The sequence below is a fragment of the Kosakonia sp. R1.Fl genome (assembly GCF_023516815.1).
In the GTDB taxonomy this organism is placed as follows: Bacteria; Pseudomonadota; Gammaproteobacteria; order Enterobacterales; family Enterobacteriaceae; genus Kosakonia.
In genome coordinates this window covers 155,747-177,437 of the sequence record NZ_JAMGSQ010000001.1, presented here as the reverse complement: position 1 = coordinate 177,437, position 21,691 = coordinate 155,747, and the positions used below count along the sequence as shown (strand labels likewise).

General features: G+C 48.4%; 26 protein-coding genes and 1 riboswitch. Of the genes, 18 read left to right on the top strand and 8 right to left on the bottom strand.

Annotation, left to right across the window (positions count from 1 at the left end):
* The first annotated feature begins 42 nt into the window (after positions 1–42).
* Together M8Q36_RS00880 and M8Q36_RS00875 are read left to right on the top strand one after the other, a co-directional pair.
* A complete protein-coding gene (locus M8Q36_RS00880) occupies positions 43–3,174 on the top strand; it encodes an AIDA repeat-containing protein (RefSeq protein WP_249879722.1) in 3,132 nt (1,043 codons plus the stop codon).
* A gap of 349 nt (positions 3,175–3,523) precedes the next feature.
* Entirely contained in the window at positions 3,524–4,060 is a 537-nt protein-coding gene (locus tag M8Q36_RS00875) for a 3'-5' exonuclease (protein WP_249879721.1), read from the top strand.
* Between the two features lie 55 nt (positions 4,061–4,115).
* On the opposite strand, the gene M8Q36_RS00870 is transcribed toward M8Q36_RS00875, so the two are convergent.
* From M8Q36_RS00870 to M8Q36_RS00860, 3 genes are read right to left on the bottom strand one after another with little or no spacing between them, the layout of a single operon-like run.
* Positions 4,116–5,216, bottom strand: a complete 1,101-nt coding sequence (locus tag M8Q36_RS00870; protein WP_249879720.1) for an SAVED domain-containing protein — start codon at positions 5,214–5,216, stop codon at positions 4,116–4,118.
* 27 nt (positions 5,217–5,243) lie between these two features.
* The gene (locus M8Q36_RS00865) at positions 5,244–5,762 is read right to left on the bottom strand and encodes a type II CBASS E2 protein (protein ID WP_249879719.1); all 519 of its coding nucleotides are present in this window, start codon (positions 5,760–5,762) and stop codon (positions 5,244–5,246) included.
* A gap of 5 nt (positions 5,763–5,767) precedes the next feature.
* On the bottom strand, positions 5,768–7,054 hold the full coding sequence (locus M8Q36_RS00860) for a nucleotidyltransferase domain-containing protein (RefSeq protein ID WP_169039791.1): 1,287 nt from the start codon (positions 7,052–7,054) through the stop codon (positions 5,768–5,770).
* Positions 7,055–7,506: 452 nt separating this feature from the next.
* On the opposite strand from M8Q36_RS00860, the gene M8Q36_RS00855 reads away from it, so the two are divergent.
* From M8Q36_RS00855 to M8Q36_RS00815, 9 genes are all read left to right on the top strand, one after another.
* A complete protein-coding gene (locus tag M8Q36_RS00855) occupies positions 7,507–8,280 on the top strand; it encodes a hypothetical protein (RefSeq protein ID WP_249879718.1) in 774 nt (257 codons plus the stop codon).
* Positions 8,281–8,308: 28 nt separating this feature from the next.
* Positions 8,309–8,911 carry a PM0109 family protein gene (locus M8Q36_RS00850; protein WP_249879717.1) on the top strand — a complete coding sequence of 201 codons (603 nt, stop codon included), beginning with the start codon at positions 8,309–8,311 and terminating at the stop codon, positions 8,909–8,911.
* A gap of 778 nt (positions 8,912–9,689) precedes the next feature.
* Positions 9,690–10,133, top strand: a complete 444-nt coding sequence (locus M8Q36_RS00845; protein WP_249879716.1) for a hypothetical protein — start codon at positions 9,690–9,692, stop codon at positions 10,131–10,133.
* Between the two features lie 147 nt (positions 10,134–10,280).
* The gene (gene radC, locus M8Q36_RS00840; RefSeq protein ID WP_249879715.1) at positions 10,281–10,760 is read left to right on the top strand and encodes a RadC family protein; all 480 of its coding nucleotides are present in this window, start codon (positions 10,281–10,283) and stop codon (positions 10,758–10,760) included.
* Positions 10,761–10,821: 61 nt separating this feature from the next.
* Positions 10,822–11,295: an Ivy family c-type lysozyme inhibitor gene (locus tag M8Q36_RS00835; protein ID WP_249879714.1), complete on the top strand. Its 474-nt coding sequence runs from the start codon at positions 10,822–10,824 to the stop codon at positions 11,293–11,295.
* A 140-nt stretch (positions 11,296–11,435) separates the two neighbouring features.
* Positions 11,436–11,768, top strand: coding sequence for a type IV toxin-antitoxin system YeeU family antitoxin (locus M8Q36_RS00830; RefSeq protein WP_249879713.1), 333 nt, complete (start codon positions 11,436–11,438; stop codon positions 11,766–11,768).
* A 12-nt stretch (positions 11,769–11,780) separates the two neighbouring features.
* Positions 11,781–11,996 (top strand): hypothetical protein, encoded by a 216-nt coding sequence (locus tag M8Q36_RS00825; RefSeq protein WP_249879712.1) that lies wholly within the window; start codon positions 11,781–11,783, stop codon positions 11,994–11,996.
* Positions 11,997–12,019: 23 nt separating this feature from the next.
* Entirely contained in the window at positions 12,020–12,373 is a 354-nt protein-coding gene (locus M8Q36_RS00820; RefSeq protein WP_249879711.1) for a TA system toxin CbtA family protein, read from the top strand.
* Positions 12,370–12,705, top strand: a complete 336-nt coding sequence (locus M8Q36_RS00815) for a DUF5983 family protein (RefSeq protein WP_249879710.1) — start codon at positions 12,370–12,372, stop codon at positions 12,703–12,705. The genes M8Q36_RS00820 and M8Q36_RS00815 overlap by 4 nt, the downstream gene beginning before the upstream one ends.
* A 464-nt stretch (positions 12,706–13,169) precedes the next feature.
* Here M8Q36_RS00815 and M8Q36_RS00810 read toward each other — a convergent pair whose 3' ends face one another.
* Both M8Q36_RS00810 and bhsA read right to left on the bottom strand, forming a co-directional pair.
* The gene (locus M8Q36_RS00810; RefSeq protein WP_017458785.1) at positions 13,170–13,379 is read right to left on the bottom strand and encodes a YdgH/BhsA/McbA family protein; all 210 of its coding nucleotides are present in this window, start codon (positions 13,377–13,379) and stop codon (positions 13,170–13,172) included.
* Positions 13,380–13,465: 86 nt separating this feature from the next.
* A complete protein-coding gene (bhsA, locus tag M8Q36_RS00805) occupies positions 13,466–13,723 on the bottom strand; it encodes a multiple stress resistance protein BhsA (RefSeq protein WP_017458786.1) in 258 nt (85 codons plus the stop codon).
* A 250-nt stretch (positions 13,724–13,973) separates the two neighbouring features.
* Between bhsA and M8Q36_RS00800 the strand changes: the two genes are divergently transcribed.
* Positions 13,974–14,627 (top strand): TetR/AcrR family transcriptional regulator, encoded by a 654-nt coding sequence (locus tag M8Q36_RS00800; RefSeq protein WP_249879709.1) that lies wholly within the window; start codon positions 13,974–13,976, stop codon positions 14,625–14,627.
* A 71-nt stretch (positions 14,628–14,698) separates the two neighbouring features.
* Here M8Q36_RS00800 and zinT read toward each other — a convergent pair whose 3' ends face one another.
* A complete protein-coding gene (gene zinT / locus M8Q36_RS00795; protein ID WP_249879708.1) occupies positions 14,699–15,343 on the bottom strand; it encodes a metal-binding protein ZinT in 645 nt (214 codons plus the stop codon).
* A 257-nt stretch (positions 15,344–15,600) separates the two neighbouring features.
* Between zinT and mntP the strand changes: the two genes are divergently transcribed.
* On the top strand, positions 15,601–16,170 hold the full coding sequence (gene mntP / locus M8Q36_RS00790) for a manganese efflux pump MntP (protein WP_249879707.1): 570 nt from the start codon (positions 15,601–15,603) through the stop codon (positions 16,168–16,170).
* Between the two features lie 30 nt (positions 16,171–16,200).
* Positions 16,201–16,270: riboswitch (Fluoride riboswitch) on the top strand.
* 73 nt (positions 16,271–16,343) lie between these two features.
* Positions 16,344–16,724 carry a fluoride efflux transporter CrcB gene (crcB, locus tag M8Q36_RS00785; protein ID WP_249879706.1) on the top strand — a complete coding sequence of 127 codons (381 nt, stop codon included), beginning with the start codon at positions 16,344–16,346 and terminating at the stop codon, positions 16,722–16,724.
* 40 nt (positions 16,725–16,764) lie between these two features.
* On the opposite strand, the gene M8Q36_RS00780 is transcribed toward crcB, so the two are convergent.
* Positions 16,765–17,091: a four-helix bundle copper-binding protein gene (locus M8Q36_RS00780; RefSeq protein ID WP_071925260.1), complete on the bottom strand. Its 327-nt coding sequence runs from the start codon at positions 17,089–17,091 to the stop codon at positions 16,765–16,767.
* Between the two features lie 323 nt (positions 17,092–17,414).
* On the opposite strand from M8Q36_RS00780, the gene M8Q36_RS00775 reads away from it, so the two are divergent.
* From M8Q36_RS00775 to M8Q36_RS00765, 3 genes are all read left to right on the top strand, one after another.
* On the top strand, positions 17,415–17,588 hold the full coding sequence (locus tag M8Q36_RS00775; protein WP_072051630.1) for a con-10 family general stress protein: 174 nt from the start codon (positions 17,415–17,417) through the stop codon (positions 17,586–17,588).
* A 100-nt stretch (positions 17,589–17,688) separates the two neighbouring features.
* Positions 17,689–17,910 (top strand): hypothetical protein, encoded by a 222-nt coding sequence (locus M8Q36_RS00770; RefSeq protein ID WP_249879705.1) that lies wholly within the window; start codon positions 17,689–17,691, stop codon positions 17,908–17,910.
* Between the two features lie 495 nt (positions 17,911–18,405).
* On the top strand, positions 18,406–18,483 hold the full coding sequence (locus M8Q36_RS00765) for a hypothetical protein (RefSeq protein WP_249882697.1): 78 nt from the start codon (positions 18,406–18,408) through the stop codon (positions 18,481–18,483).
* 202 nt (positions 18,484–18,685) lie between these two features.
* Here the strand turns inward: M8Q36_RS00765 and M8Q36_RS00760 are convergent, their stop codons facing one another.
* A complete protein-coding gene (locus tag M8Q36_RS00760; RefSeq protein ID WP_249879704.1) occupies positions 18,686–18,970 on the bottom strand; it encodes an Rdx family protein in 285 nt (94 codons plus the stop codon).
* A gap of 227 nt (positions 18,971–19,197) precedes the next feature.
* On the opposite strand from M8Q36_RS00760, the gene M8Q36_RS00755 reads away from it, so the two are divergent.
* Positions 19,198–21,570: a TonB-dependent receptor domain-containing protein gene (locus M8Q36_RS00755; RefSeq protein ID WP_249879703.1), complete on the top strand. Its 2,373-nt coding sequence runs from the start codon at positions 19,198–19,200 to the stop codon at positions 21,568–21,570.
* The last annotated feature ends 121 nt before the right edge of the window (positions 21,571–21,691 follow it).

Below are 21,691 nucleotides of genomic sequence, written 5' to 3'. Positions count from 1 at the left end.
CGCAGGCCTTTTTTTTATCTAAAACTCAATAAGGTTACTCCAGTGAAACGAAACCTGAACACCAGCTACCGGCTGGTATGGAATGATGTTCCGGGTGCATTTGTGGTGGTCTCTGAGCTGGCCACAGCCCGGGGTAAACGCAGCCGCACCGTACTGGCCATTGCCGTGGCCGGGCTGATGAGCACTGCCGCGCTGGCTGCCGGTAATACCACGGTTTCCGCCGGACAGACGGTGGACGGCGCGGTTATCAGCAACCACGACACCCAGGAGGTCTGGGGCAGCGCCACCGGCACGGTGGTGAATACAGGCCAGGAATACGGTGACAATGATGATGCCAACACCGGCGGGCAGTTTGTACAGTCCGGTGGTGTGGCAGACAACACCACGGTGAACCGCAACGGCCTGCAGGCAGTCCTGTCCGGTGGCTCCGCCACCCATACGACGATTAATGCCGGTGGCGGTCAGAGTGTGCACGGTCAGGCAACGGACAGCCTACTGAACGGCGGTGAACAGTGGGTACAGAGCGGTGGCAGTACCACCGGTACCGTCGTCAGTGCCGGGGGGTATCAGCTGGTGAAAAGCGGTGCGCAGGCCAGCGGCACGGTGGTCAATACTGGGGGGGAAGGCGGTCCGGATGCGGAGAACAGCGACGGGATGTTTGTCAGCGGCATTGCAACGGACACGCTGATTAATGCAGGCGGACGGCAGATTGTGGCGACGGGGGGCTCATCGACCGGTACCACCATTCAGGCCGGTGGCGACCAGAGCGTGCACGGTCAGGCACAGAACACCACGCTGGACGGCGGTAATCAGTATGTCCACGCCGGAGCCCTGGCCACCGGGACGACGGTGAATGGCGGTGGCTGGCAGGTGGTTCAGCGGTCCGGGACCGCCGACGCCACCACGGTGAACCGTGACGGTAAACTCAGCGTGGCCGCAGGCGGCACCGCCAGCAACGTCACCCTGAATACCGGTGGTGCACTGGTGACCAGTACGGCGGCCACGGTCTCTGGTATCAACAGTTTCGGCAGTTTTAATGTGGATGCAGCCACGGCCAGCGCCACTAACGTGTTGCTGGAAAACGGTGGTCGTCTCGATGTGCTCTCCGGTGGTTCAGCGGACACCACCACCGTCAGTAATGGCGGTGTGCTGGCGGTGGCCACCGGCGGTGTGGCACAGCATATCGTGATGAATGAGGGCGGTGTGCTGATTGCGGACAGTGGTTCAACAGTCAGCGGCACAAACACTGTGGGTACCTTTGGTATTGATGCGGCCACCGGCAGGGCCAGTAACCTGCATCTCGGTAACGGCAGCATGTTCAGCGTGCGGGCAAACGGTGTGGCGGACAACACCACTGTCAGCAGTGGCGGCACACTGAATGTCAGCCAGGGCGGTGTACTGAGCGGGACCACCACGCTGACTGACAGCGCCACACTCAGCGGCAGCGCCATCAGCAATGACCGGGTGCAGGTTACCACCGCGACGGGGACGGGGGCACTTATCACCGGTTCGCTGGGCGGCAGTGGTCAGTTGCTCAAGGACGGTGGCGGTACCCTGACCGTCAGCAATGGTACCCTCACGCAGTCTGCTTTGAACCTGAATCAGGGGGCTCTGATACTCGATAATGCGCAGGTCAGCACGGACATCATTGCACAGTCCGGCACGTCACTGACGCTGACCGGCACTACCGTGATGAACGGGGCCATTGACCCGACAGATGTCACTCTGGACAGCGGTGCCACCTGGAATATCGACCGTCACGCTGCCGTGGCTTCCGTGCTCGACACGCTCACTAACGCCGGGACCATCAGTTTCTCAGCCCCTCAGGGGAACTTCGTGCCTGCCACCCTGACGGTGAAAAACCTCACCGGTCGCGGCGGGAGTATCCGTATGTTTATCCGCCTTGATGACCCAACTTTCCCGACCGACAGGCTGGTGATTGACGGTGGTCAGGTGACCGGCAAAACCTGGCTGAATTTCACCAGCGCCGGGAACAGCGGACTGGGCCTGGCCACCACCGGCAACGGTATTAAAGTGGTGGATGCCATTAACGGGGCAACGACCACCGGTGATGCCTTTGCGCTGGGCCATAAGCTGCAGGCCGGGGCCTATAACTACACCCTGAACCACGGTACAACGGATGAAAGCTGGTATCTCAGCAGTGAATCTGTTTACCGGTCCGAAGTTGCCCTCTACGCCTCGCTGTATGCACAGAGTATGGATTACGACCGGGCACTTGCCGGAACGTACAGTCAGCGCAGCACGGCACAGGAAGCCAGAGGGATGTGGGGACGTGTTCAGGGCGGGCATACCAGCCACGGTGACCGCAGCGGTATTGCGCAGGGTGCAACGCCGGAAAGCAGCGGCAGCTATGGTTTTGTGCAGCTCGGGGGCGACCTGGTGAAAACGCAGACCGGTCCGGTATCACTGACGGCGGGGATTTACGGTGCGGCAGGTGAGTCCCGTTCAGATGTGAAGAACGATGACCGCTCTGCCGCCGGGACCGCGCGTGACACGGTATACAGTCTGGGCGGATACCTGACAGCCGTGCATCAGCCATCAGGCCTGTGGGCGGATGTGGTGGCGCAGGGTTCACGGCATTCCCTGAAAGCGCAGTCTGATAACAACAGTTTCGATACTCATGGCCAGGGCTGGCTCGGTTCGCTGGAGACCGGCCTGCCACTGAGTATCAGCCAGGGGCTGGTGCTGGAGCCGCAGCTGCAGTATGTCTGGCAGGGGCTCAGCCTGAACAACGGTCATGACGATGGCGGCTATGTGGATTTTGGTCACGGCAGCGCACAGCATGTCCGTGCCGGTCTGCGCTTTGGCAACCAGTCTGAAATGGCCTTCGGTCAGGGTTCATCCACACTCCCGGGCCATGAGCGCAGTATGAAGCACAGCATCAGCGAGCTGCCGGTAAGCTGGTGGGTCCGGCCGTCGGTGGTCCGGACATTCAGCTCACAGGGCGACCTGAATATGGGTACCGCCACACCGGGCAGCAATATCGCGTTCAGTCCGTCACAGGACGGTACGTCGGCTGAGTTGCTGGCCGGGGTGTCAGCCCAAATCCGGGATAATGTGACGCTGGGTGTTCAGGGGGGATATACCCGCAGTATCAGCGGCAACAGTGCTGAGGGTTATAATGGACAGGCCAGTGTGAAAGTCATGTTCTGATAAAAAACAGTACAAACGCTCCCCAGTTGGGGGAGCGTTTTGCACAAATCAGGTATCGAGAATGGTTTGAAGGGGCGTCATAACTTCCCGGCACCATTACCATATTTCTAATACGAAAGTGGGAGTTGACTGAACGTTATAAGTGAAATATTTACTGGCTCCGGAAGGGAGATATTCTCCCTTGCTGAAGTCATATAGTGCTTGTCGATTGTATCAGTGCGTGATGCTGACATTAATGAATAAAAGTAAAATTATGCTTACATAACATTATACATTAAATTGCTATGCTATTTTCTAACATAAAAAGTTGGCGTTTTCTACTGGGTAAATCAATCAAAAAGGGTATGAGATGAGCGGTTATGAACTGTATATATCTGTTGATGTCGAAACTTCAGGGCCAATACCTGGTGAGTTTAGCCTGCTATCTATAGGGGCTTGTTTGGTGCACCAACCTGAGACATCAATCTATTTGGAATTGCAGCCAGACGGGATAAGAGTTGACCCAGAAGCATTAGTCGTAACGGGATTGAACCTGAATCATCTTAAACAACATGGTCTCGCACCTTTAGATGCAATGACTCAGTTTGAAAACTGGATCAATGCAGCCACCAATTCGGAAAAAAAAGCTGTTTTTGTTGGGCTGAATGCTCCTTTTGATTGGTCATTTATAAATTATTATTTCCATAAATATCTTGGAAATAACCCTTTCGGGTATACTGCTATCGACATAAAAGCATACTTTATGGGCCTTACGGGGAGTGATTGGTCTGCTACTAAATCATCTCATATGGTTAAGGCACTATGCCCGAGTCGTAGGTCAAGCCATAATGCACTTGATGATGCACAATTTCAGGCTGAATTATTTTCATTGATGATGCAGCGATGATCATTTGTGTGTTGAAGTGAATGCGTCTCGAGGACGCATTTATCCTGCAGAGATTTTAAGGGGCCGAGTTATTATGTTTAATAAAACCACCGTCTTCATGTTCATGCGATAGTCCATATATACCCCATGGATAGGGGGACGGTCCTGTCCGTTCATATTGATAAACGATGATCTCTGGCATGTTTCTGCTGTCGTAGCGTCTTCCTAGGTTCAGCGCTAAGCTGCTCTGAGCCGCTAATATTAGATGTATGGTCTGAATTCCTCTGTCAGAAAATGATTTTATTTTTTCTGCAAATTCTAATGCCAAACGTCGTTGTTTAGTCAGGGACCAGTGATTTCCAAACGAATTATTCTCTAGCCTCAGATGCTCGATGCTCATGCCTTTAAAGCTGTTTTCAACTTGCTCTATACTAACTTTATACGAGCAAGAAAGAATAAGAACAATCTCTTTTGATGGGAGTGTTTTAATTTTTTCTTGTATGAAACATTCTCCATCATCAATATTTTCTTCAGAGATAAGTCTCCAGACTTCATCTTGACGGTCCCAATCGAATACAGTGATATTTCCTTTATCATCAAGAATATTTCCCAAAAAGAAGGTAAATGGAACGGGCAGGAATCCACCATATGCAACTTGAGTATATTCAGGAGTTGAATTTTCTATAAGTTGTCCGATGTTTTCTTTTGCTGGCAAAATCTGTCGTTTAAAGGTGCTTTCTGGATCTATGATTAAACCATCATGAATTCGTTGTGTAATATCAATTGGTACAGAATAGACAGTTCCCTTTAGTGTTTTCCTTGCGAGCGTTTCGAAGCCTGTGCCTAGGGTTGTTCTTAGACCATCTCCAGTAATTAAAATTAAACGCTTTCGTGAATTAAGTCTGTGTGATTGTATTTCACTTATTGAAATAAAAAATAAACCAAAAATGCAAAGGGTAATACCAATAAGAGGAACTATAAAATCAGTAACAAAATTACCCTCTGCTGTACCTATACTTAATGTACCCCAGCTAAATGTACCTGTGATGGCAAAGTTAATTGCGCTTTTAACACTCAGGATAGCAACACCAGCAGTTATTAGAACAAATCCAGGACGCTTTTTCCTGGTAATCCAACCAATAATTATAGAAAGCTGCTTTTTAGTGTATTCGTCCATGTTTTCCTCTCAAGGACAGCTATAGATTCAGAGCAGAGTGGTTTTGTTATTTTTTTTTGGGCATTCTTCATAGTATACCCCCTTATCATCAGGATTAGGGTGTGCGCCACTTCCTTCCCATATTTTGGTATGAAGCCATTGCTCAAAATAGAATAGCCACAGAGATGCCCAAGGAATCATTGTTTCACTAAGCAATAACTGTGGTCTCCATTCAGCATGATTCTCTGGATGTCTTGAGCGTGGTAAAAAAAGGCAAAGATGCGTCCGCTCTGACAGCTCCGGGGTGGCGTATATGTGCGGGATTTTCTGATCTTGTGCTAGCTCCTTGAGGTTGGGAGAAAGGACATAGCAGTCAGGTGTCTCAGGGGGAGTATACTCAATACGAACTTCATACTTACGGCTAAAAGGGGTTGGTGAAATAACTCCTTGCCAAATTAGGGTTCGATCTCTGTTCGTTAAATAGCACTTTCCTTCAGGAAAACGGGCGCGAAGCCCGTGAAACTGTTTAGCAAGAGATATGCGGCGATTAGGTTTAAATATATTCATTAGGATCAATCCCCAAAAAAAGTATTTTTCTGTACTGTCGTCGGGGATACTGCATTGCCACCATAAAAAGTATTCGATGGGATCGATTGCTGTGACATAGCTGTGCTAGCTGCAGCGCCCATGGTTAACGTCGCTGTTCGTGGAGCAATCTTAAGTGTGTTGTTATTGCGGGCATTATTTACATTGTTAACTAGCATCTGCCGAATAGCCTGAACCGGGCGCTCACCAAAAGATTTACTAAGATTGCTTAGCAATTGATCTTCACCGTATGAGTTTGCGATTTCGTTGATGTCAGAAATGACAGCCGTGTGCCATGCGAGAAAGTTGTTTCTAAGTTTACCCCCTTTACTTCCTTCTGTGATGTTCCATTTTTCAGCAAAATTCTCTGCTGCCATCATTGGGTTGGTGACGAACAATTTTCCTTGACTGGATTTAATGTATTCAGGCATGAGATCCAATACATCAAGAATAACATCAAAATCAGTATCATAAACTCTTTTTTCGTCACAAATTTGGTTATAAGCGTGAGCTGCAAGAGTAGTAATAATGGCTGAGATCGGTTTTAAATCTACACATTCTTTCCCTTGTTCTTCAGCCCACACATCTCGATGGCGTTTGAATAGTTGAACAATCCGATTAAGGAGCTTTTTCTTTGTATGGTCTGGCAAAGGCATCACCGAGTCAGCTGTAGCTCTACTCTCAAAGGAAGCGACAATTAGTCTCCGGAAAATGGGTTTTTTTTCAGTTAATTGGTCAAACCAACTTGCATAACCAGCAGGGTTTGATGCTTTCCAGCTCATAAGCCTTGAATCTGGTACCCATAAAGGATGGTTTTTTTCTGACGGGTTATAGCTCGCGTCTATTCCAGGGGTGATATCCAAATGGTATTGTCCCGCATACATTATGCGAAAACCCCTTGGCAATGGGGTAAGCATTTTACTATAAATCCCATGAGCGGATAGTCGCTGTCGTACAGCTTCAAGTACTTTTGCCCAACCTGTAGCATTACTGGCATTAGGCAAGTAACAAATCAAATCCACATCATATTGATCACTACCTTTCGGTTTGACAGTTGTGTTGAGTCTGACGCTGCCCTGCGAATAAATTATTGCTTCAGCTAGGATTTCATCATCGCCTTCGGCAAGATAAGTCCCCACAGCTTCATACGCCGTTTTAATATTCTTGTATTGCGTTGCAGACAGATCTAAGGACTCGACGATGCAATCCAGAAAACCACCGACATACAGCTTTTCATCTCTGCTAAGGGCTGTTCTTGCTGTTGAACTACTCATGAGATCACCTTTAATCTAATCAATATGCTGTGTGTGTTTTTTGCGTGAGGCCATACATCTTGTGTTTTTCAGGTGTGTCATGAATATAATAATAACGAAAATTTTTAGATCAAGGGTTGATCTTTTGAACAATCCGGAGGCTGTTTTTATATACAGCCTCCAAGCCTTGTCCGGTAAGACTTATGAAGAATGTCAATGCAAAAAATTATTTATTTTGCGGCTATTTTTTCTTTTCCCTATGTGAGTGATTGACTTTTTTAGTCAATAGATAGGGCTGAAAGTCCGTTTTAACAAAGCTCGTCACCTTAACCTTATGGGCGAATGTCGTCGTGTTCGTCATATGACGGGCAGGTAGCCGGTTACTCTTGCTTTGGTGATAGATTTGATATCACAATTCTGGCTTATAGCCTTTCATGTAATCAAATAATTAGTACTCTTTTTCAGGAGGTAAAATGCTGCATGCTATTTTGCATGGAAAGGCTGGACGCATTGGGCTGGAAGGGAAATCTCTTCGTTGGCGAGATATCTTCAAAGGCAGCGAAGACCTTCTGACTGCCACTATATTTGGTCGGATCCCCCACCTCTCAGATCAAGCACTCCGGGCTTTCATGTCTTTTTTGCTGGGTGATCCAGCTGAAAACCTAACTGAGTTCCAGCAACTGGACCTGTGGCCAAAACTTGAGTCACTATCGAATCGCCATTATGTTGAGCCTGATATATTGCTCCACTTTGAAGACGCACTGGTGATTGTAGAAGTGAAACCCTCTTTCGGCGGTAATCAGTACAGGGAACAGTGGCTGGCCCAGGTGAACTCGGTGATAAGTGCTGAAGAATTTAATGACTATGAGAGCAGGCTCTATTACGTCGCGCTGGGTAATATCCCGACGAATCCCCTTACACACCCGGACCTCCCTGAACGCTTTGTGCAGATGACCTTACGTGAGTGGGAGCCTCTGCGCAGCTATCTGCAATCAGAATCCGAATTTCAAACCTGCCGCCAGGACAGAGCAATTCGTAATGAGTGGCTGCAAGCTTTCGAGTTGTTTGGTATGGCACCATCAGTTCCTGAGTGGGCACCACTGTTTGCGTATGCACAGCAATTAAATCTGGATAATAATTTATTCCCACTTCAGGAAATAATCACGAAGAGTGACGTTATTGACTGGGCTCCCTTGTTAAACTATGCGGGTACATTAAACCTGTCGAGCCTGTGTTTTCATCGTTAAAATAATTACATACGCTAAGGATACATTGATGCAAAATAATCTTGAGCAGGCTACCCACTTTGTAATACAACTACAGCAAGCCCATCGAATCGTTGCTGCTTTCTACCAGCGCATCCTTCCTCTTTTTGATAACCTGGCCAGCCAGGCGATGGATGCCGATTTTTGGTACTGGTATCCCAGCGAAACCAGTCGTCCTTGCCGCACATTTACACGCCCATCCAGTAGTTGGGCATGGGATTTTTTGCCAATTTTCGCCTCAGAACATGCTTACAAAAATTGGGATAGTGATACAACAAAGAAAGGTGATGAAACGTTAGTTTTCCGTCTATGGGTTGATGACGACTTTCGCTTTAGTTCACCATTACGAGCTGGAAAGAAAAGCCAGCCCAACCCCTTACAGCTGGATGGACAGGGAATAGTAGAAGTGATCTTGGTTCGCAGCCTTGAAGATAGTGAAAGAGACTTTGACAATTTATGGAATGATATGCCATGGCCAGCACTCCAACCAGAGTGGAAACAAAATGAAGTGTGCAACCTTCTCGAAGTTTGCTCAAAACATGTGTCGCTAGCCCTTCTGCTCACCGAACCAGACGACGTTGTTCAGTGGATCAAGGAAATGAACCGCGTTTGACGACATTTGAATCGCCTCGGTTTTTACAGTCACCTCATAGACATCCTTGGACTGATCCCGTTCCGGTATCCATGGCATCCTGCCGGGCTGCCATACCTCAAGGCGTACCAGCCCCAGTACCAGCAGGCGATCGTGACCTGCTCCCAGTAAACTAACATAGCACGATGTAAGCAAGTTCCATTTCTGGCACCGAGCTGCCTCTCAAGTCGGTACTACATTCAGCACTGTAGTACGACCAAACGGCTTTCTTGGCTCTTTTATCCGCTTTGTTAAATCATAGAATTTAAAACTATTATTGATTTATAAAGAGGAAAATTTTTGTATTGTAAAAAACCAATTTCCTGGAATATTTGGTCGAATTTGAAATAATCTCAGATATATATTATTACCATGGCTATCTATGACGATAGTCCCGGGTGCCTGTATATGTAGTTTGCCCTGAATTTGTTATTACTGTTTATGTCGGTTGATTGTTCATGGGATAAGTTAAACTCTTAATTGAGTTAATCTGGACAAAACCTGTCCATGTGTCGAATCACTGTACGATGCATTTACACACATATTTAAAATAACCTCTTGTAAATAATTAATTATTCATCTTAAAAATATTTTTACCTTAGTATCCATACCCTGTCCGGCTCCCTCGTTAAAGTAATTTCTCTCGATAGAACTGCTCATTACCGATAAAAAAAGCTTTTACAGGCACTCCGCTCTCGTCTTAACCAACGCGTATCTATTTACTTCCGCTTTCATTGCGGGAAACTACAAAGGTGACTTTATGAGATTAATGATTTGTATCCTGCTTGCTGCAGGTTCACTAATGATAAATGCAGGTAACGCTCTTGCTCAGCCCTTTCGTGGAATACTGCCTGCTGCGGTTAATTACAAGAGTGGTAACCGTTTCTGGTGCGATGCTCATCTGCAGATGACACGTAAATGTGCAGCTACGGAAGCGGATCAACCCGGTACGATGGTGATTGTGCATTCTGCGCCCACAGAACACTGTGAAGGGGGATTTTGGGGTTTCATCAGTATCTACCGCAATGAACCATCCCTCGGCTTTACAATCACACCGGATCAAAAATTTGGCGTAACGGTTAAGGACTTATGCCGTCCTGGCACGGTTGTGATGTTCCAGCCTAACAGTACCCATCCCGATTATGACGATCTCGTCGGTCTGTACCAGGGAAAGGAAATTTTCCGTTATAAACACTCTTCATAACGGCAGCATTTACCATCCAGACTGCCGCCTCAAAGTTGGGTCTGTCTTTATGTCCCTGAGCACTTCACTCATGTATTCCACATTCATATCACCAGAGTCCTGCCAGCGAATGCTGGCAGGACTCTTTATTCTTTTCGGGAATTTGCTATGTCTGATATTTGTTTTGCTTCATCTTCGCCGTTCACAAGTTCTGAGCGGCGAATTATTGATTGTGCAGTCCGGACACTGGAGAAATATTTACGGAAAACAGGAGATGCATTCACGACGCCTGACTATGTAAAAGACTGGGCTCGTCTGCAGTTTGCGAACCTGGATCGGGAGGTGTTCACTGTGCTTTACCTCGATAACCAGAACCGGTATATCGATAAAGAAACGCTTTTTCTGGGGACGGTTAACCATACAGAAGTTCACCCGCGTGAAATTGTGAAAGGGGCACTACGCCATAATGCCGCTGCCGTCATTCTGGTTCACAATCACCCCTCCGGTTGTACGGCTCCCAGTGAATCTGATAAAGCGATTACCCGCAGGATCGCTCAGTCACTGGCGTTACTGGAAATACGTGTGCTTGATCATTTCATTATCGGCACTCGCGATGTTTTATCTTTTGCAGAACAGGGATTAATGTGATGAATTTTCACGTTTTAATTATTCGAGTTAAAAATAACTGATTGATTAAGGATAAAAACTCATGAAGCTACTTATCAATGATTTAACCAGAACAACCGTTTTATCGCTGCTGCTCATCAGTGGATATGGCTATGCAGACAGTAATATCGTCACAGCTGAGCAGGCGATGAACTGTAATACAGCTGCCACCCCTGGGGCTGGTGATGCGTGCCCCTATCCATTTGACGTTGAAAAAGCCGATGACGTATTCAGAAAAACTGTCAGTCATGCAATGGAGAAGGCTGGGCTGGGTAAACTATGGGAAAATGAGGGTGTGCTTCGTGGACCACAGACACCTCTGGAGCCAGTGACCATCTCGGGCGTGACCTGGTTACGTTCATCTTCCTGCGAACAGCATAATTGCGGGGAGCACTATATTGCATATCTTTACCAACCCAACCTGAAAGCCTTCGTGGGTCTCTACAGTAATGGGGGTAAAAAGCTGTTAATCGGCAATCCAGATGCAGCCCAACTGAAATTTCTGCAGTCTCAGTGATCTAATTTCTTTCTGATAAAAGTATTCAGGCATTGTATTCGTGCCTGAATACAGATAACCCCACGTAAACGTCTCCACTGGCCTTTGCAACATTGCAGCCAGCACCCTGTCCTCATTCAATTATCAAGAGAGAAAACAGTATGACTACAACCGTTCCCCATCAGTGGGGACTTCGGCGTGACATCACGCCATGCTTTGGCTCCCGCCTGGTGCAGGAGGGATATAAACTGCATTACCTGGGGGACCGTGCCAGTCTCTATGGTTCGTTCTCATCAGCGCAGTTTCAAATGCTTGATCGCAGTTTTCCGATGTTTGTCGGACTTATGGAAGTAGCACTGCGTTCCGGCGAGCTGGACCCGCATAACACTCATGCCATCAGACTGGAAAATGAAGGTCTCGTTTGCGAAGCCGACACGCTGGGAAGCTGTGGCTATGTCTACGTTTCAATTTATCCAGCGTCACTTGCTGAATAAAAGGAGGCAGACATGCCTGTCCCCATGCAACGTCTGAATGATTTATGGCGAGATCTGGGAAACATCGTTGTAACAGAAGAAGAAGGTATGCTGGCCATCAGTGAACCTTTTATCCATTTCCCCGTCGGAACGCCCGTTTCCGATATCTGGACCTGGTTCGAAAACAGTAATAACGAGTTCATCGTTGCCCAAAAGCTTTACGGCATGCCAACACGCTATTCGTCCTGAAATCAACTCATCAAGGATTACGTATGAAACAGTTAACTGCGCCGGTTACGGTGCCGGTTTCGCCATGCCTGTCACCCGTGCAGGTATGGCAGACATTACTCACTTATCTGCTGAATAAACACTACGGACTTACTCTGGATGACACACCTTTTCATGATGGCAACGTTATCAGTGAACACATTGAAGCAGGGGTTACCTTAGTCGATACGGTAAATTTTCTGGTTGAACGACATGAACTGGTTCGCATCGACAGGCATGGATTCGCATGGCTGGAACAATCGCCGTTTTTAACCACGCTGGAAGTTTTGCGGGCAAGTTACGCGACAGGGCTAAAAGTAGCTTATGCAAAACCAGCAATTAAGGAGGGAAGGGGATGAAGCTCATGACCCCTGCACTCCCGCTACACTGTATCTTTACCGGCATACAGTGCAGCACTGCGCACATAACAGATCAGGACAACGAACTGTTTTATCAATTGTCACATGATCAGACTGAATACAGTGATGCGGAGTGGATTCACTTTACCGGGACGGGATATTTACTTCGGCTCAGTGCCTGGCAATACCCAGTGCTCAGGCTGAAACGACTTGGCCTGTCGAAAGCGTGTCGCCGATTGATCCTGATGTTATCCCACCAGTACTCGATCACCACCATCTACTTCGATGCAGCTGGCGATGTGTTGCCTGGAGTGGAGCATTTCGATTGGTGATTCGCCGTGCGAGATACCTGTGAAAGAACCCCACAGAAGCGGTAAAAATCAATGTGGGGGCATTAAAGGGGGCATGTATGAAGATCGAATATAAAAAATTACTTTATTATCAAATGTTTTATGTGTTTTGTTTTGTTCCTATTATCGCACCACCTCAACTTCCCCAAACATCTATAACTATCCATAAACTCCCTGATTTATAACGTTTTTACTGGATCTATAGTCCGTGTTGGTCCATAGCCATCCTGTATGATCCGGGATTGAATGTGCATAGGGACGTGTATATATTCCTGTTCGGCCCTGTATTTCTGTACACATGCCTTAATGCCTTCCCATGTTTTATTTCCACAATATTTATTCGCGCCAGTATTCCCTTCCTGATATTCCCGTTACGGGAAATAGCGTTTTCCCCATAAAAAAAGCGCCCGCAGGCGCTTAGAGAGTGTTGTTCGTAAACAGCATACTTATTTGGTCAGTTCAGCCGTCATATGAACATTATTGTTGGTGTTGGCTTCAATGATTTTATATGAAGCGCCAGCCTGCTGTGCTTTGGCGGCAATTAATGATTCCGCTTCGTCAAGCGTAGAAGCAGTGGCGGTTACGCTCTGAGCGAAAGCACCAAATGACAGGACGGAAAGCACAGTAGCGACAGCAAGTGAATTGATGGTTTTCATCATGGTATTCCTTAAATTTTTATTTGTGCTGGGCGATAAAGCCCGTTTCAACATCTGTTATGAATGCCGGCTTTAAACGGCAGAGTTTATTTGTAAATCACCGCGGTGCCGTGCAGGGTGTTCGGGCCGGTCACGGAAGTAATGCGGAATGATTTCGCACCCATTTCATCGGCTTTCTGCGCCAGTTCGCTTTGCAATGAGGAGAGATTGGTGCCGGCATTGGCAGAAATCACGCCCACTTTTTGTTGGTCAGCCGGAGTGGACTGCACTTCTACGGCGGCGACGCTTGCGAAAGAGAGGGAACTAAGTACTGCGACTGCGATCAGGGATTTGATGGTTTTCATAATTTTTACCTTCTGAATCTGGATTTGTATGAGGTCGTAAGTATTAACTTAACGATCGATAGGTAAATGATAAGTGTGATCTGCGTCACTCGTCAACACTATTTTTATAATGATCATTTAAATAATTAAAAATGTCTTTTTATTCACGCTGATAAGTAGAATATTTTTTAGAAAAATTTCCGCTGGTCAGCCGCTTTGTAATGTTTTTATAATGATTATTAACTAAATTGATGTGAACGAGGGAGGATCAATGGCAACCGACGTCACATGCTATACGAGAAAAGGTCGCGGACGGCCAAAAATTTTCGACCGGGACGCAATGCTGGATAAAGCGATGATGCTGTTCTGGCAACATGGCTATGAAGCCACATCGCTGGCAGACCTGGTAGAAGCCACCGGCGCAAAAGCACCGACACTGTATGCGGAATTTAATAGTAAAGAAGGGTTATTCAGAGCCGCGCTTGATCGTTATATGGCACGGTTTTCCGCCAAACACCGGGCAGCGCTTTTCTGCGAGGAGAAAACGGTTGAGCAGGCGCTGCGCGATTATTTGCAAGCCTTAGCCAGTTGCTTTGCCGGTAGTGATACCCCGGCAGGCTGCTTTTTGATCAATACGTCTGCCACGGTTTCTGCGGCGTCGGAGCCGATAGCCGACACCATCCGGGAACGGCAAACGGCGCAGGAGCAAACGCTGCTGGCCTTTTTGCTACAGCGCCAGTTGCTTGGAGAGATCCCGGCGCAAACCGATGTGCAAACCACCGCGCTTTTTTTAAGCTGCATTATCCATGGAATGTCGGTCAGCGCGCGAGAAGGCGCCAGTTTGGATAAACTGCAGCAGATTATCGACACGACGCTGCAGTTGTGGCCGCTCTTAATCAGCCAGAACGAACGGAATACCGGTTAATGGAACGGCTGACAATGCGCTTGATGATTGCCACCCGCGGGCGAGAGGATAGTTCGCCCGCGGTGAAACCATCAGTGATGCAGCATCTCGTCGACAATCTGCGCTTTGGTCATATTGTACGGATAATATGTCGGCCAGTTATCCATCTCTTTTAGCAGCGCTTCTTGCGATTCGTTGCCCATAAAAATATGGAAATGCTGCGACTGGCGCGGGCCAATAATATGGTCGCTGAACTGCACATATTTTGGCGCTTTTGATTGCGCATCTTTGCATTCAAACAGATAACGCACGCCTTTTTTCCCCGAGGTATAAGTCAGGATTTTATAGCCCGCATAATCATAACGGCAGGAATTGACCGTTTTGCCAACGTGAAACTCCATCACATTGTTTTCTATGCCAATCATCTCAACATCGGTGGCGTAACCTTTTTGGTAATAAGCGCGGTACTCTTCAACGCTTTTACCGCCTTGTTTTGCTTTTTTCTCCAGCACCGGATCAAGCGCGCCGCTGAGCAGATATGGATTCACGGATTGCCAGATCCCGTCCCAATCGGACAACACCCGGTCTTTCACGTCCTTATCATCAAAAAAGCCTTCGCTGGCTTTACGCTCTACTTCCGTAAGCGGTTTGCCGTGGTGGTGGTCATGCGCCAACGTCGGCGCGCTCATTAGCAGCACTCCCATGCCAAGTACAAAGGCCGATTTCTTTATGATCATATTGCGCTCCCTGGTTATCATTTGTTACGAAATGAAATGTTATAATATAACAAAAACAAATGCCACATCGCTTTCAATTCACCAGCTAAATGAGAGGATCACCGTCTGACATAGCCAGCGCTATAAAACATAGCAACATCTATATGTTTATGATTAATAAGTAATTTTTGCGTTTTTGATTCGGCTGTGGCATTCTTGCCGCTCTTTTCGCAGCGTCTGCGTTTTTGCCTTCGTCTGAGGGCATTTAAGGGTCAGCAATGAGTTTTTACGCAATTACTATTCTTGCCTTCGGTATGTCGATGGATTCTTTTGCCGCTGCTATCGGTAAAGGGGCGACGTTAAAACGCCCTCCGATGAGCGAAGCGCTCCGCACCGGATTAATTTTTGGCGTTGTTGAAGCCATCACCCCGATTATCGGTTGGGCCGCAGGCTTAGCCGCCAGCCAGTACATCATGCAGTGGGATCACTGGATAGCCTTTGTACTGCTGTTTGCGCTTGGCGTGCGCATGATGAAAGAGGGTCTGAGTAAAACCATGGATGAAGAAGCTGGAGCGCCGCGTCGCCACGGTTTCTGGTTGCTGGTCACCACCGCTATCGCAACCAGCCTTGATGCGATGGCCGTCGGTGTCGGTCTGGCGTTTCTCAATGTGAACATTGTGACGACGGCGCTGATGATTGGCCTTGCGACCACCATCATGGCCACCACCGGGATGCTACTGGGGCGTTTTCTTGGCACGGCGATCGGTAAATGGGCGGCAGTGCTCGGCGGTGTTGTGCTTATCTCTATCGGCAGCTCGATTCTGGTTGAACACTTAGGCTTACTGTAACTTGCCCGAACGCGCGAAATCGTCAACAATGCGTGCTCAGGTGATGGCGTTCCACCTGACCCAACCGCTTCCCTGAGAAGCTGATGACGCCTGGTATGTCTCTGTCATGAGGCATGTCGGGCGTTTTTCTTTTGTTCCCTGCATGCCTCGCACTTTTGTTGATGAGGAAAAACATGCTGAAATCCTTATTTGCCGTAATCATTGGTGGTTCTGCAGGCTGCGTGATCCGCTGGCTACTCGCGATTCGTTTAAATACGCTGTTTCCCAATCTGCCACCCGGCACGCTGCTGGTAAATTTACTCGGTGGGCTAATTATTGGCGGCGCGCTGGCATTTTTTACACGCCAGCCGCATCTTGATCCTACCTGGCGACTGCTGATCACCACCGGTTTATGCGGCGGCATGACCACCTTTTCTACTTTCTCTCTGGAGATTTTTGCTCAGTTGCAAACGGGCAACTACGCGTGGGCGCTGGCTTCCGTGCTGGTCCATGTAACGGGAGCGATTTTAATGACGGCGCTGGGGTTTGCGCTGATAAACATCTGGTATGGATAAAACAGGAAGGGGGCAATTCGCCCCCTTTTCTCAGCGCATTTCATGCCGCCATTTGCAGGCACGCTTGTGCGCAAGCCCGGCAACGTTTAGCGCACTGCTGGCAGTGCTGATGTTGATGCCGGCTGCACTCTTCGGCGCAGGCTCTGCACACATCGACGCAAATCCGGCACAGCGAGGGTAAATGCTTACTTTCCAGCGCCATAAATTGACCGGCAAGGCGGCACAGGGCGGCGCATTGTACGTCCAGTTTGATGCATTCACGCATCATGTCGATATTCTCTTCCTGCAGGCAAGAAAGTGCGCAGTGTTCGCAAGCCGCAGCGCATTGATAACAGGCTTCTGCGCATCGTTGATGTTCTGTATGCATGATTTATCTCCACAATATTTATGTGTCATAAGATAATTGTGCACAGAATATTTATCTCTACCATTTTATTTACACATTTCATCACATCATTAATTTTATGAGATGAGTAAAGTTTAAGTAACTCGCTTATAACTATAAAGATTTATTTTTGATGCAACATATGTGTTTAAATATTTCTTTAAAGATTGTTGTTTTTATATTGATATATTTTGGGATGATCAATTGACTAATCGTGATAAATAGCCAGACTTAAGACTCCAACGCGATTGATATGGGTTATTAACCGTATCGATTATATCGAAAACGAGATGTGGAGATATAACATGGCAGAACATAGAGGCGGTTCCGGTAATTTCGCTGAAGATCGTGAAAAAGCGTCAGAAGCGGGGCGTAAAGGTGGTCAGCACAGCGGTGGTAATTTTAAAAATGACCCCGAACGTGCATCCGAAGCCGGTAAAAAAGGTGGTAAAAATAGCCACAGCGGCGGTCAGAAATAGCCGTTTCGCTAGTTCTTTTTATTATCTGTAAAGTTCAGAACGGCAGCGGGCCGGAAACGGCTCGTTTATTTTTTTTACGAAATAATTTAATGAGGTATGAATGAATAAAAATGACGACGAGGAGGGTGAGAGAATTATCACCAGACCTGAACACCTGGCGCGAAGTTCGCCTGCTAATTTAATTGAATTTTTTCATCATCCCTGCGAAATAATCGCCATTAATTTTACCGAAACTGTTGATTTACGTCTCCCGCCTTATAAGAAACGTCTCGTGCACAAAATGGCCAATCGCAAACAACCCCCAAAAGAAAATAATCAGTAAACCCTTTTCACTTCTCTAACGGCGCTGTGCTTCTTAAACGGTGTTAATTTCCCGTTTAATGTTGTTCCGCTAAAAGCCGCGTGGAGCCTTCAGCCATTCGTCATTACGAACACGAGCAGAACGCTCTTTAACGCATTGAAAACGAATAAAAAATAACCTTCAGGCTCGGCAAATCCGCGTTGCGCCTGAAGGCATGCAATTGCATCTTCGTTACTAACAATAAGCGTGCTAATTATTAGCAAATTTCAACCAGAAAAGCGCTATAAAACAGCAAGTTATGATGAAATAAACCGATCTTTTCGAATAATTTTTTTATCGTTAACGCATTGATGTTATTGATGATTTGTCTAAATTTCATCCATTCTGACGTTTTTAACAAAACCGGTGTCGCAGCAGCAACCGCATTTGATGGGCTGTTTTTTTCGTCCGCCGCTTGGCCTCTATGACGGCGGAGGATCTATAGTGAGTGAACTGAAGGCAACAAGAGGAGGTTTTGTGCTCTACATTGAAAAAGATGATCCTCGTGAAGCGCCGGAATCGGGTGATAAAAAACCCCAGCCGGTGAAGAAATAAATAAAAAGGTCGCTACGGCGGCCTTTTTATTTATTATTCAGAAAGTTAACAGAAGAACCAGTAAGCAACTTGGACATATCTTAGCGGCCAGATTGTTCTATCGAATGCAAATCGACGCCTGCCGGTTCGGCTTTGCTGCTTATCAATGCTGCTGAAACGCACATCTGTCGTTACGTACCGCAAGCCATGCGGGCGCAGAGATTTACTCCGCTTTCTTTTCCACATGCCCGAGCGGTTTTTCCGGGAAGCAGTAGTCGCGCACGCGGCGCTTTAACTCTGCCGCATCGGGGAAACCGCCGTCCAGCTTGCGATCCCAAATCACTTTGCCATCAATATCAATGGTAAAAATCCCGCCGGTGCCCGGTATCAACGTGACGGAACCGAGATCCGTACTAAATGTGTGCAACAGTTCTTGCGCCATCCAGGTGGCGCGCAACATCCAGTTGCATTGTGAGCAGTAGTGCAAAGTGATGACCGGTTTATTCATCTTTCGTTGACTCCTGGCGCGGATGAAAAAGGGTTGTATAAGCCTCATGTTGCTGAAAATCTGACGGCATAATAAATTTATTGCAAATGATAACTGTTATCATTATCTTCGGTGTCGATAACATAACAATAACCTGCAACTCTTTTGCGCTGACTGCAATCTTGCGCGATCTCCTGGAAGTCATACGTGAGCCTGATACTAATAAATTCTAAGGCTTACAAGACAATATGTGTAAATCGCACCTTTCCCTGCTGCGCTTTGACAAGCGTGTGCTGGTCACTTCATTACTCGCAGCGTTGTATCAAACCTCCGCATTTGCGGTAGATAACGGCACCTCATCGACAGCTTCCGCCGGGGCTCAGCAAGATAACGCTGAGGAGATGCTCGTCACGGCACCCGCACCGGTATTAAAAGCCGGAAGCACGCATTCCGTCAGCGCCCAGGATCTGCAAAACAAAGGCGCGAAAGATTTTGGCTCTATTATGCGTTATGAACCACTCATCAGCGCTACGGGCGCCAGCGGCGGTTCCGGCAACGGCAAAAGCGGTTTTGATCGCGGCGGTTATACCGGCTACAACATTCGCGGGCTGGAAAGTAACCGCGTTGGCATTGATGTTGACGGCATCCCGCAGCCGGATGCCACCGGGCGCAGCTACGTAAGCCGCGCAGGACTTAACACTTTCGGCATTGGCCGCGATTATATCGACCCGTACATGTACGGCAGCGTTGATATCCAGTCCGGCGCAACCCGTACCGAGCAAACCAATACCTCCATCGGCGGTAACGTCTCCTTCCGCCCGAAATCGGCGGATGATTATCTGCGCCCTGGCAAAGAGACCTATTTTGGTTACCAGAGCGATTACGACTCCGCCGATCGCAGCTGGCACAACGGCGTGACGGGAGCTGCGGGGGACGAAACCCTGCGCGGCATCATGGTTTACAGCCGTCGCGACGGTCAGCAAACCCGCAATAACAGCGGTACGGTTGACGCCTATCCGGCGAACTGGCACTCGGATGCGATGATGGCCTCCGGCATCTGGCAACCGAATGACGCGCATAAATTCACCGGCACGCTGGATTACTATCACAAAACCAACCATACCCACTACGATGCGTGGAACAACGCCGGCAGCGCCATCCTTGGCAAGGCACAGCAAACCAGCCAGACGCGCCGCTGGGGCGTGAGTCTGAAAGATGACTGGACGCCGATGAACGACTGGCTGGACAGCATGTCCAGCAAAGTTTATTACCAGCACACCGAAGCGCATGACCGCACTTACATGCCGGACAGCGTCACGGCGACCATGGAAACGGTCTACTCCAATTACGACACCGATACCTGGGGCATGCAGAATGCGCTGGCGAAAACAGTGGGACGTCACGATCTGAGCGCCGGTTTTAACGCCAGCACCAGTAAAACCGAGCGTCCGTTTAACCAGTCACCGGTGCCGAGCGCCTTTAGCGAAATCATGCAGCCGGAAGCCGATAGCCGCAGCTACACGTTAGGCGCATTCTTGCAGGATCAGATTAATTTCGCTGCCGATGGCCACCACTTTGCCATTATTCCCGGCGTGCGCGTGGTTCATCAAGAGACAAAACCGGATAACCTCTCCAGCCTGACCGCCAACAGCAGTGTGCTGGACGAATCCGAGGTATCGTCCCTGTACGGTAAAAATTCCGACACCCAACTGCTGCCGTCACTGACCTTCCAGTACGACATCACGCCGCGGTTGATGACATACCTGCAATACAAACGCGGCGCGCAGTTCCCCAACGCCAGCCAACTGTATGGCTCCTGGAACCTGGGTTCCAGCTATGCGGGACGCGGGCAATATGCGCTTATCGGGAATACGGATTTGGACACCGAAACCAGCGATAACCTTGAGTGGGGCATGAAGGGCGAGGTGACCGAGGGCGTAACGCTGCGCACGGCGCTGTTCTACAACAGTTATAAAAACTTTATCGCGTATACCCGTTACACCCGTTCCGGCAACCCGGATAAATTCACCAACGTGCCATCTAACATCTACACCACCTATCAGGCGGAAAACCGCGATAAAGCCTTTATCTATGGCGGCGAAATTAGCGCGAAATTCAACGTTGGCACCTGGTTTGAACAGGTCGATGGCCTGAGCGCCACACTGGCGTATGGCTACAGCGAAGGGAAAGCGAAATCGCGCTATCTGGGCGACAAATACATCGATCTTGATAGTGTCGCGCCAATGAAAGCGATTGTCGGCGTTGCCTGGGATGACCCGGCGAAACGCTACGGTACGGCGCTGACCGCCACCTTCGTCAAAGGTAAGCAAGCCACCGCTACCAACCGTCAAACCTACAGTAATACCGGCGGGGCGCTGGGCGATTCCGGCACGGAATATATGCGGGTGCCGGGCTATGGACTGCTCGACTGGACGGCGTACTGGCAGGTGGCGAAAAACATCAAAATTAACGGCGGCGTTTACAACATCACCGATCGTAAATATTGGGATTACCTGAACAGCCGTAACCAGGAAGAGACCACCAACCAGAATGCGTATGACAAAGCGCTGGCGGTAATGCCGGGGCGGACATGGCAACTGGGCGTCAATGTTGATTTCTAAGGCGATGTCATTTCACGTTGCTCGTTTGCCGGTGCTACAGCATTGCCGCCGCGATGCAACGCGAATGATTTCTTTGCACATCAGTTGGTAATTTCCATTCCCCGGTATCGCTGCCGGGGAT

Excerpts from the sequence above, each read along its gene's own strand:
- M8Q36_RS00820 (WP_249879711.1), top strand. The coding sequence starts at position 12,020 with ATGAAACAGTTAACTGCGCCGGTTACGGTGCCGGTTTCGCCATGCCTG.
- M8Q36_RS00775 (WP_072051630.1), top strand. The coding sequence starts at position 17,415 with ATGGCAGAACATAGAGGCGGTTCCGGTAATTTCGCTGAAGATCGTGAA.
- crcB (WP_249879706.1), top strand. The coding sequence starts at position 16,344 with ATGCTGAAATCCTTATTTGCCGTAATCATTGGTGGTTCTGCAGGCTGC.
- M8Q36_RS00780 (WP_071925260.1), bottom strand. The coding sequence starts at position 17,091 with ATGCATACAGAACATCAACGATGCGCAGAAGCCTGTTATCAATGCGCT.
- zinT (WP_249879708.1), bottom strand. The coding sequence starts at position 15,343 with ATGATCATAAAGAAATCGGCCTTTGTACTTGGCATGGGAGTGCTGCTA.
- M8Q36_RS00755 (WP_249879703.1), top strand. The coding sequence starts at position 19,198 with ATGTGTAAATCGCACCTTTCCCTGCTGCGCTTTGACAAGCGTGTGCTG.
- M8Q36_RS00760 (WP_249879704.1), bottom strand. The coding sequence starts at position 18,970 with ATGAATAAACCGGTCATCACTTTGCACTACTGCTCACAATGCAACTGG.
- M8Q36_RS00830 (WP_249879713.1), top strand. The coding sequence starts at position 11,436 with ATGACTACAACCGTTCCCCATCAGTGGGGACTTCGGCGTGACATCACG.
- M8Q36_RS00865 (WP_249879719.1), bottom strand. The coding sequence starts at position 5,762 with ATGAATATATTTAAACCTAATCGCCGCATATCTCTTGCTAAACAGTTT.
- bhsA (WP_017458786.1), bottom strand. The coding sequence starts at position 13,723 with ATGAAAACCATCAAATCCCTGATCGCAGTCGCAGTACTTAGTTCCCTC.
- M8Q36_RS00825 (WP_249879712.1), top strand. The coding sequence starts at position 11,781 with ATGCCTGTCCCCATGCAACGTCTGAATGATTTATGGCGAGATCTGGGA.
- mntP (WP_249879707.1), top strand. The coding sequence starts at position 15,601 with ATGAGTTTTTACGCAATTACTATTCTTGCCTTCGGTATGTCGATGGAT.
- M8Q36_RS00870 (WP_249879720.1), bottom strand. The coding sequence starts at position 5,216 with ATGGACGAATACACTAAAAAGCAGCTTTCTATAATTATTGGTTGGATT.
- M8Q36_RS00875 (WP_249879721.1), top strand. The coding sequence starts at position 3,524 with ATGAGCGGTTATGAACTGTATATATCTGTTGATGTCGAAACTTCAGGG.
- M8Q36_RS00770 (WP_249879705.1), top strand. The coding sequence starts at position 17,689 with ATGAATAAAAATGACGACGAGGAGGGTGAGAGAATTATCACCAGACCT.
- M8Q36_RS00845 (WP_249879716.1), top strand. The coding sequence starts at position 9,690 with ATGAGATTAATGATTTGTATCCTGCTTGCTGCAGGTTCACTAATGATA.
- M8Q36_RS00855 (WP_249879718.1), top strand. The coding sequence starts at position 7,507 with ATGCTGCATGCTATTTTGCATGGAAAGGCTGGACGCATTGGGCTGGAA.
- M8Q36_RS00800 (WP_249879709.1), top strand. The coding sequence starts at position 13,974 with ATGGCAACCGACGTCACATGCTATACGAGAAAAGGTCGCGGACGGCCA.
- M8Q36_RS00815 (WP_249879710.1), top strand. The coding sequence starts at position 12,370 with ATGAAGCTCATGACCCCTGCACTCCCGCTACACTGTATCTTTACCGGC.
- M8Q36_RS00860 (WP_169039791.1), bottom strand. The coding sequence starts at position 7,054 with ATGAGTAGTTCAACAGCAAGAACAGCCCTTAGCAGAGATGAAAAGCTG.
- radC (WP_249879715.1), top strand. The coding sequence starts at position 10,281 with ATGTCTGATATTTGTTTTGCTTCATCTTCGCCGTTCACAAGTTCTGAG.
- M8Q36_RS00810 (WP_017458785.1), bottom strand. The coding sequence starts at position 13,379 with ATGAAAACCATCAATTCACTTGCTGTCGCTACTGTGCTTTCCGTCCTG.
- M8Q36_RS00850 (WP_249879717.1), top strand. The coding sequence starts at position 8,309 with ATGCAAAATAATCTTGAGCAGGCTACCCACTTTGTAATACAACTACAG.
- M8Q36_RS00835 (WP_249879714.1), top strand. The coding sequence starts at position 10,822 with ATGAAGCTACTTATCAATGATTTAACCAGAACAACCGTTTTATCGCTG.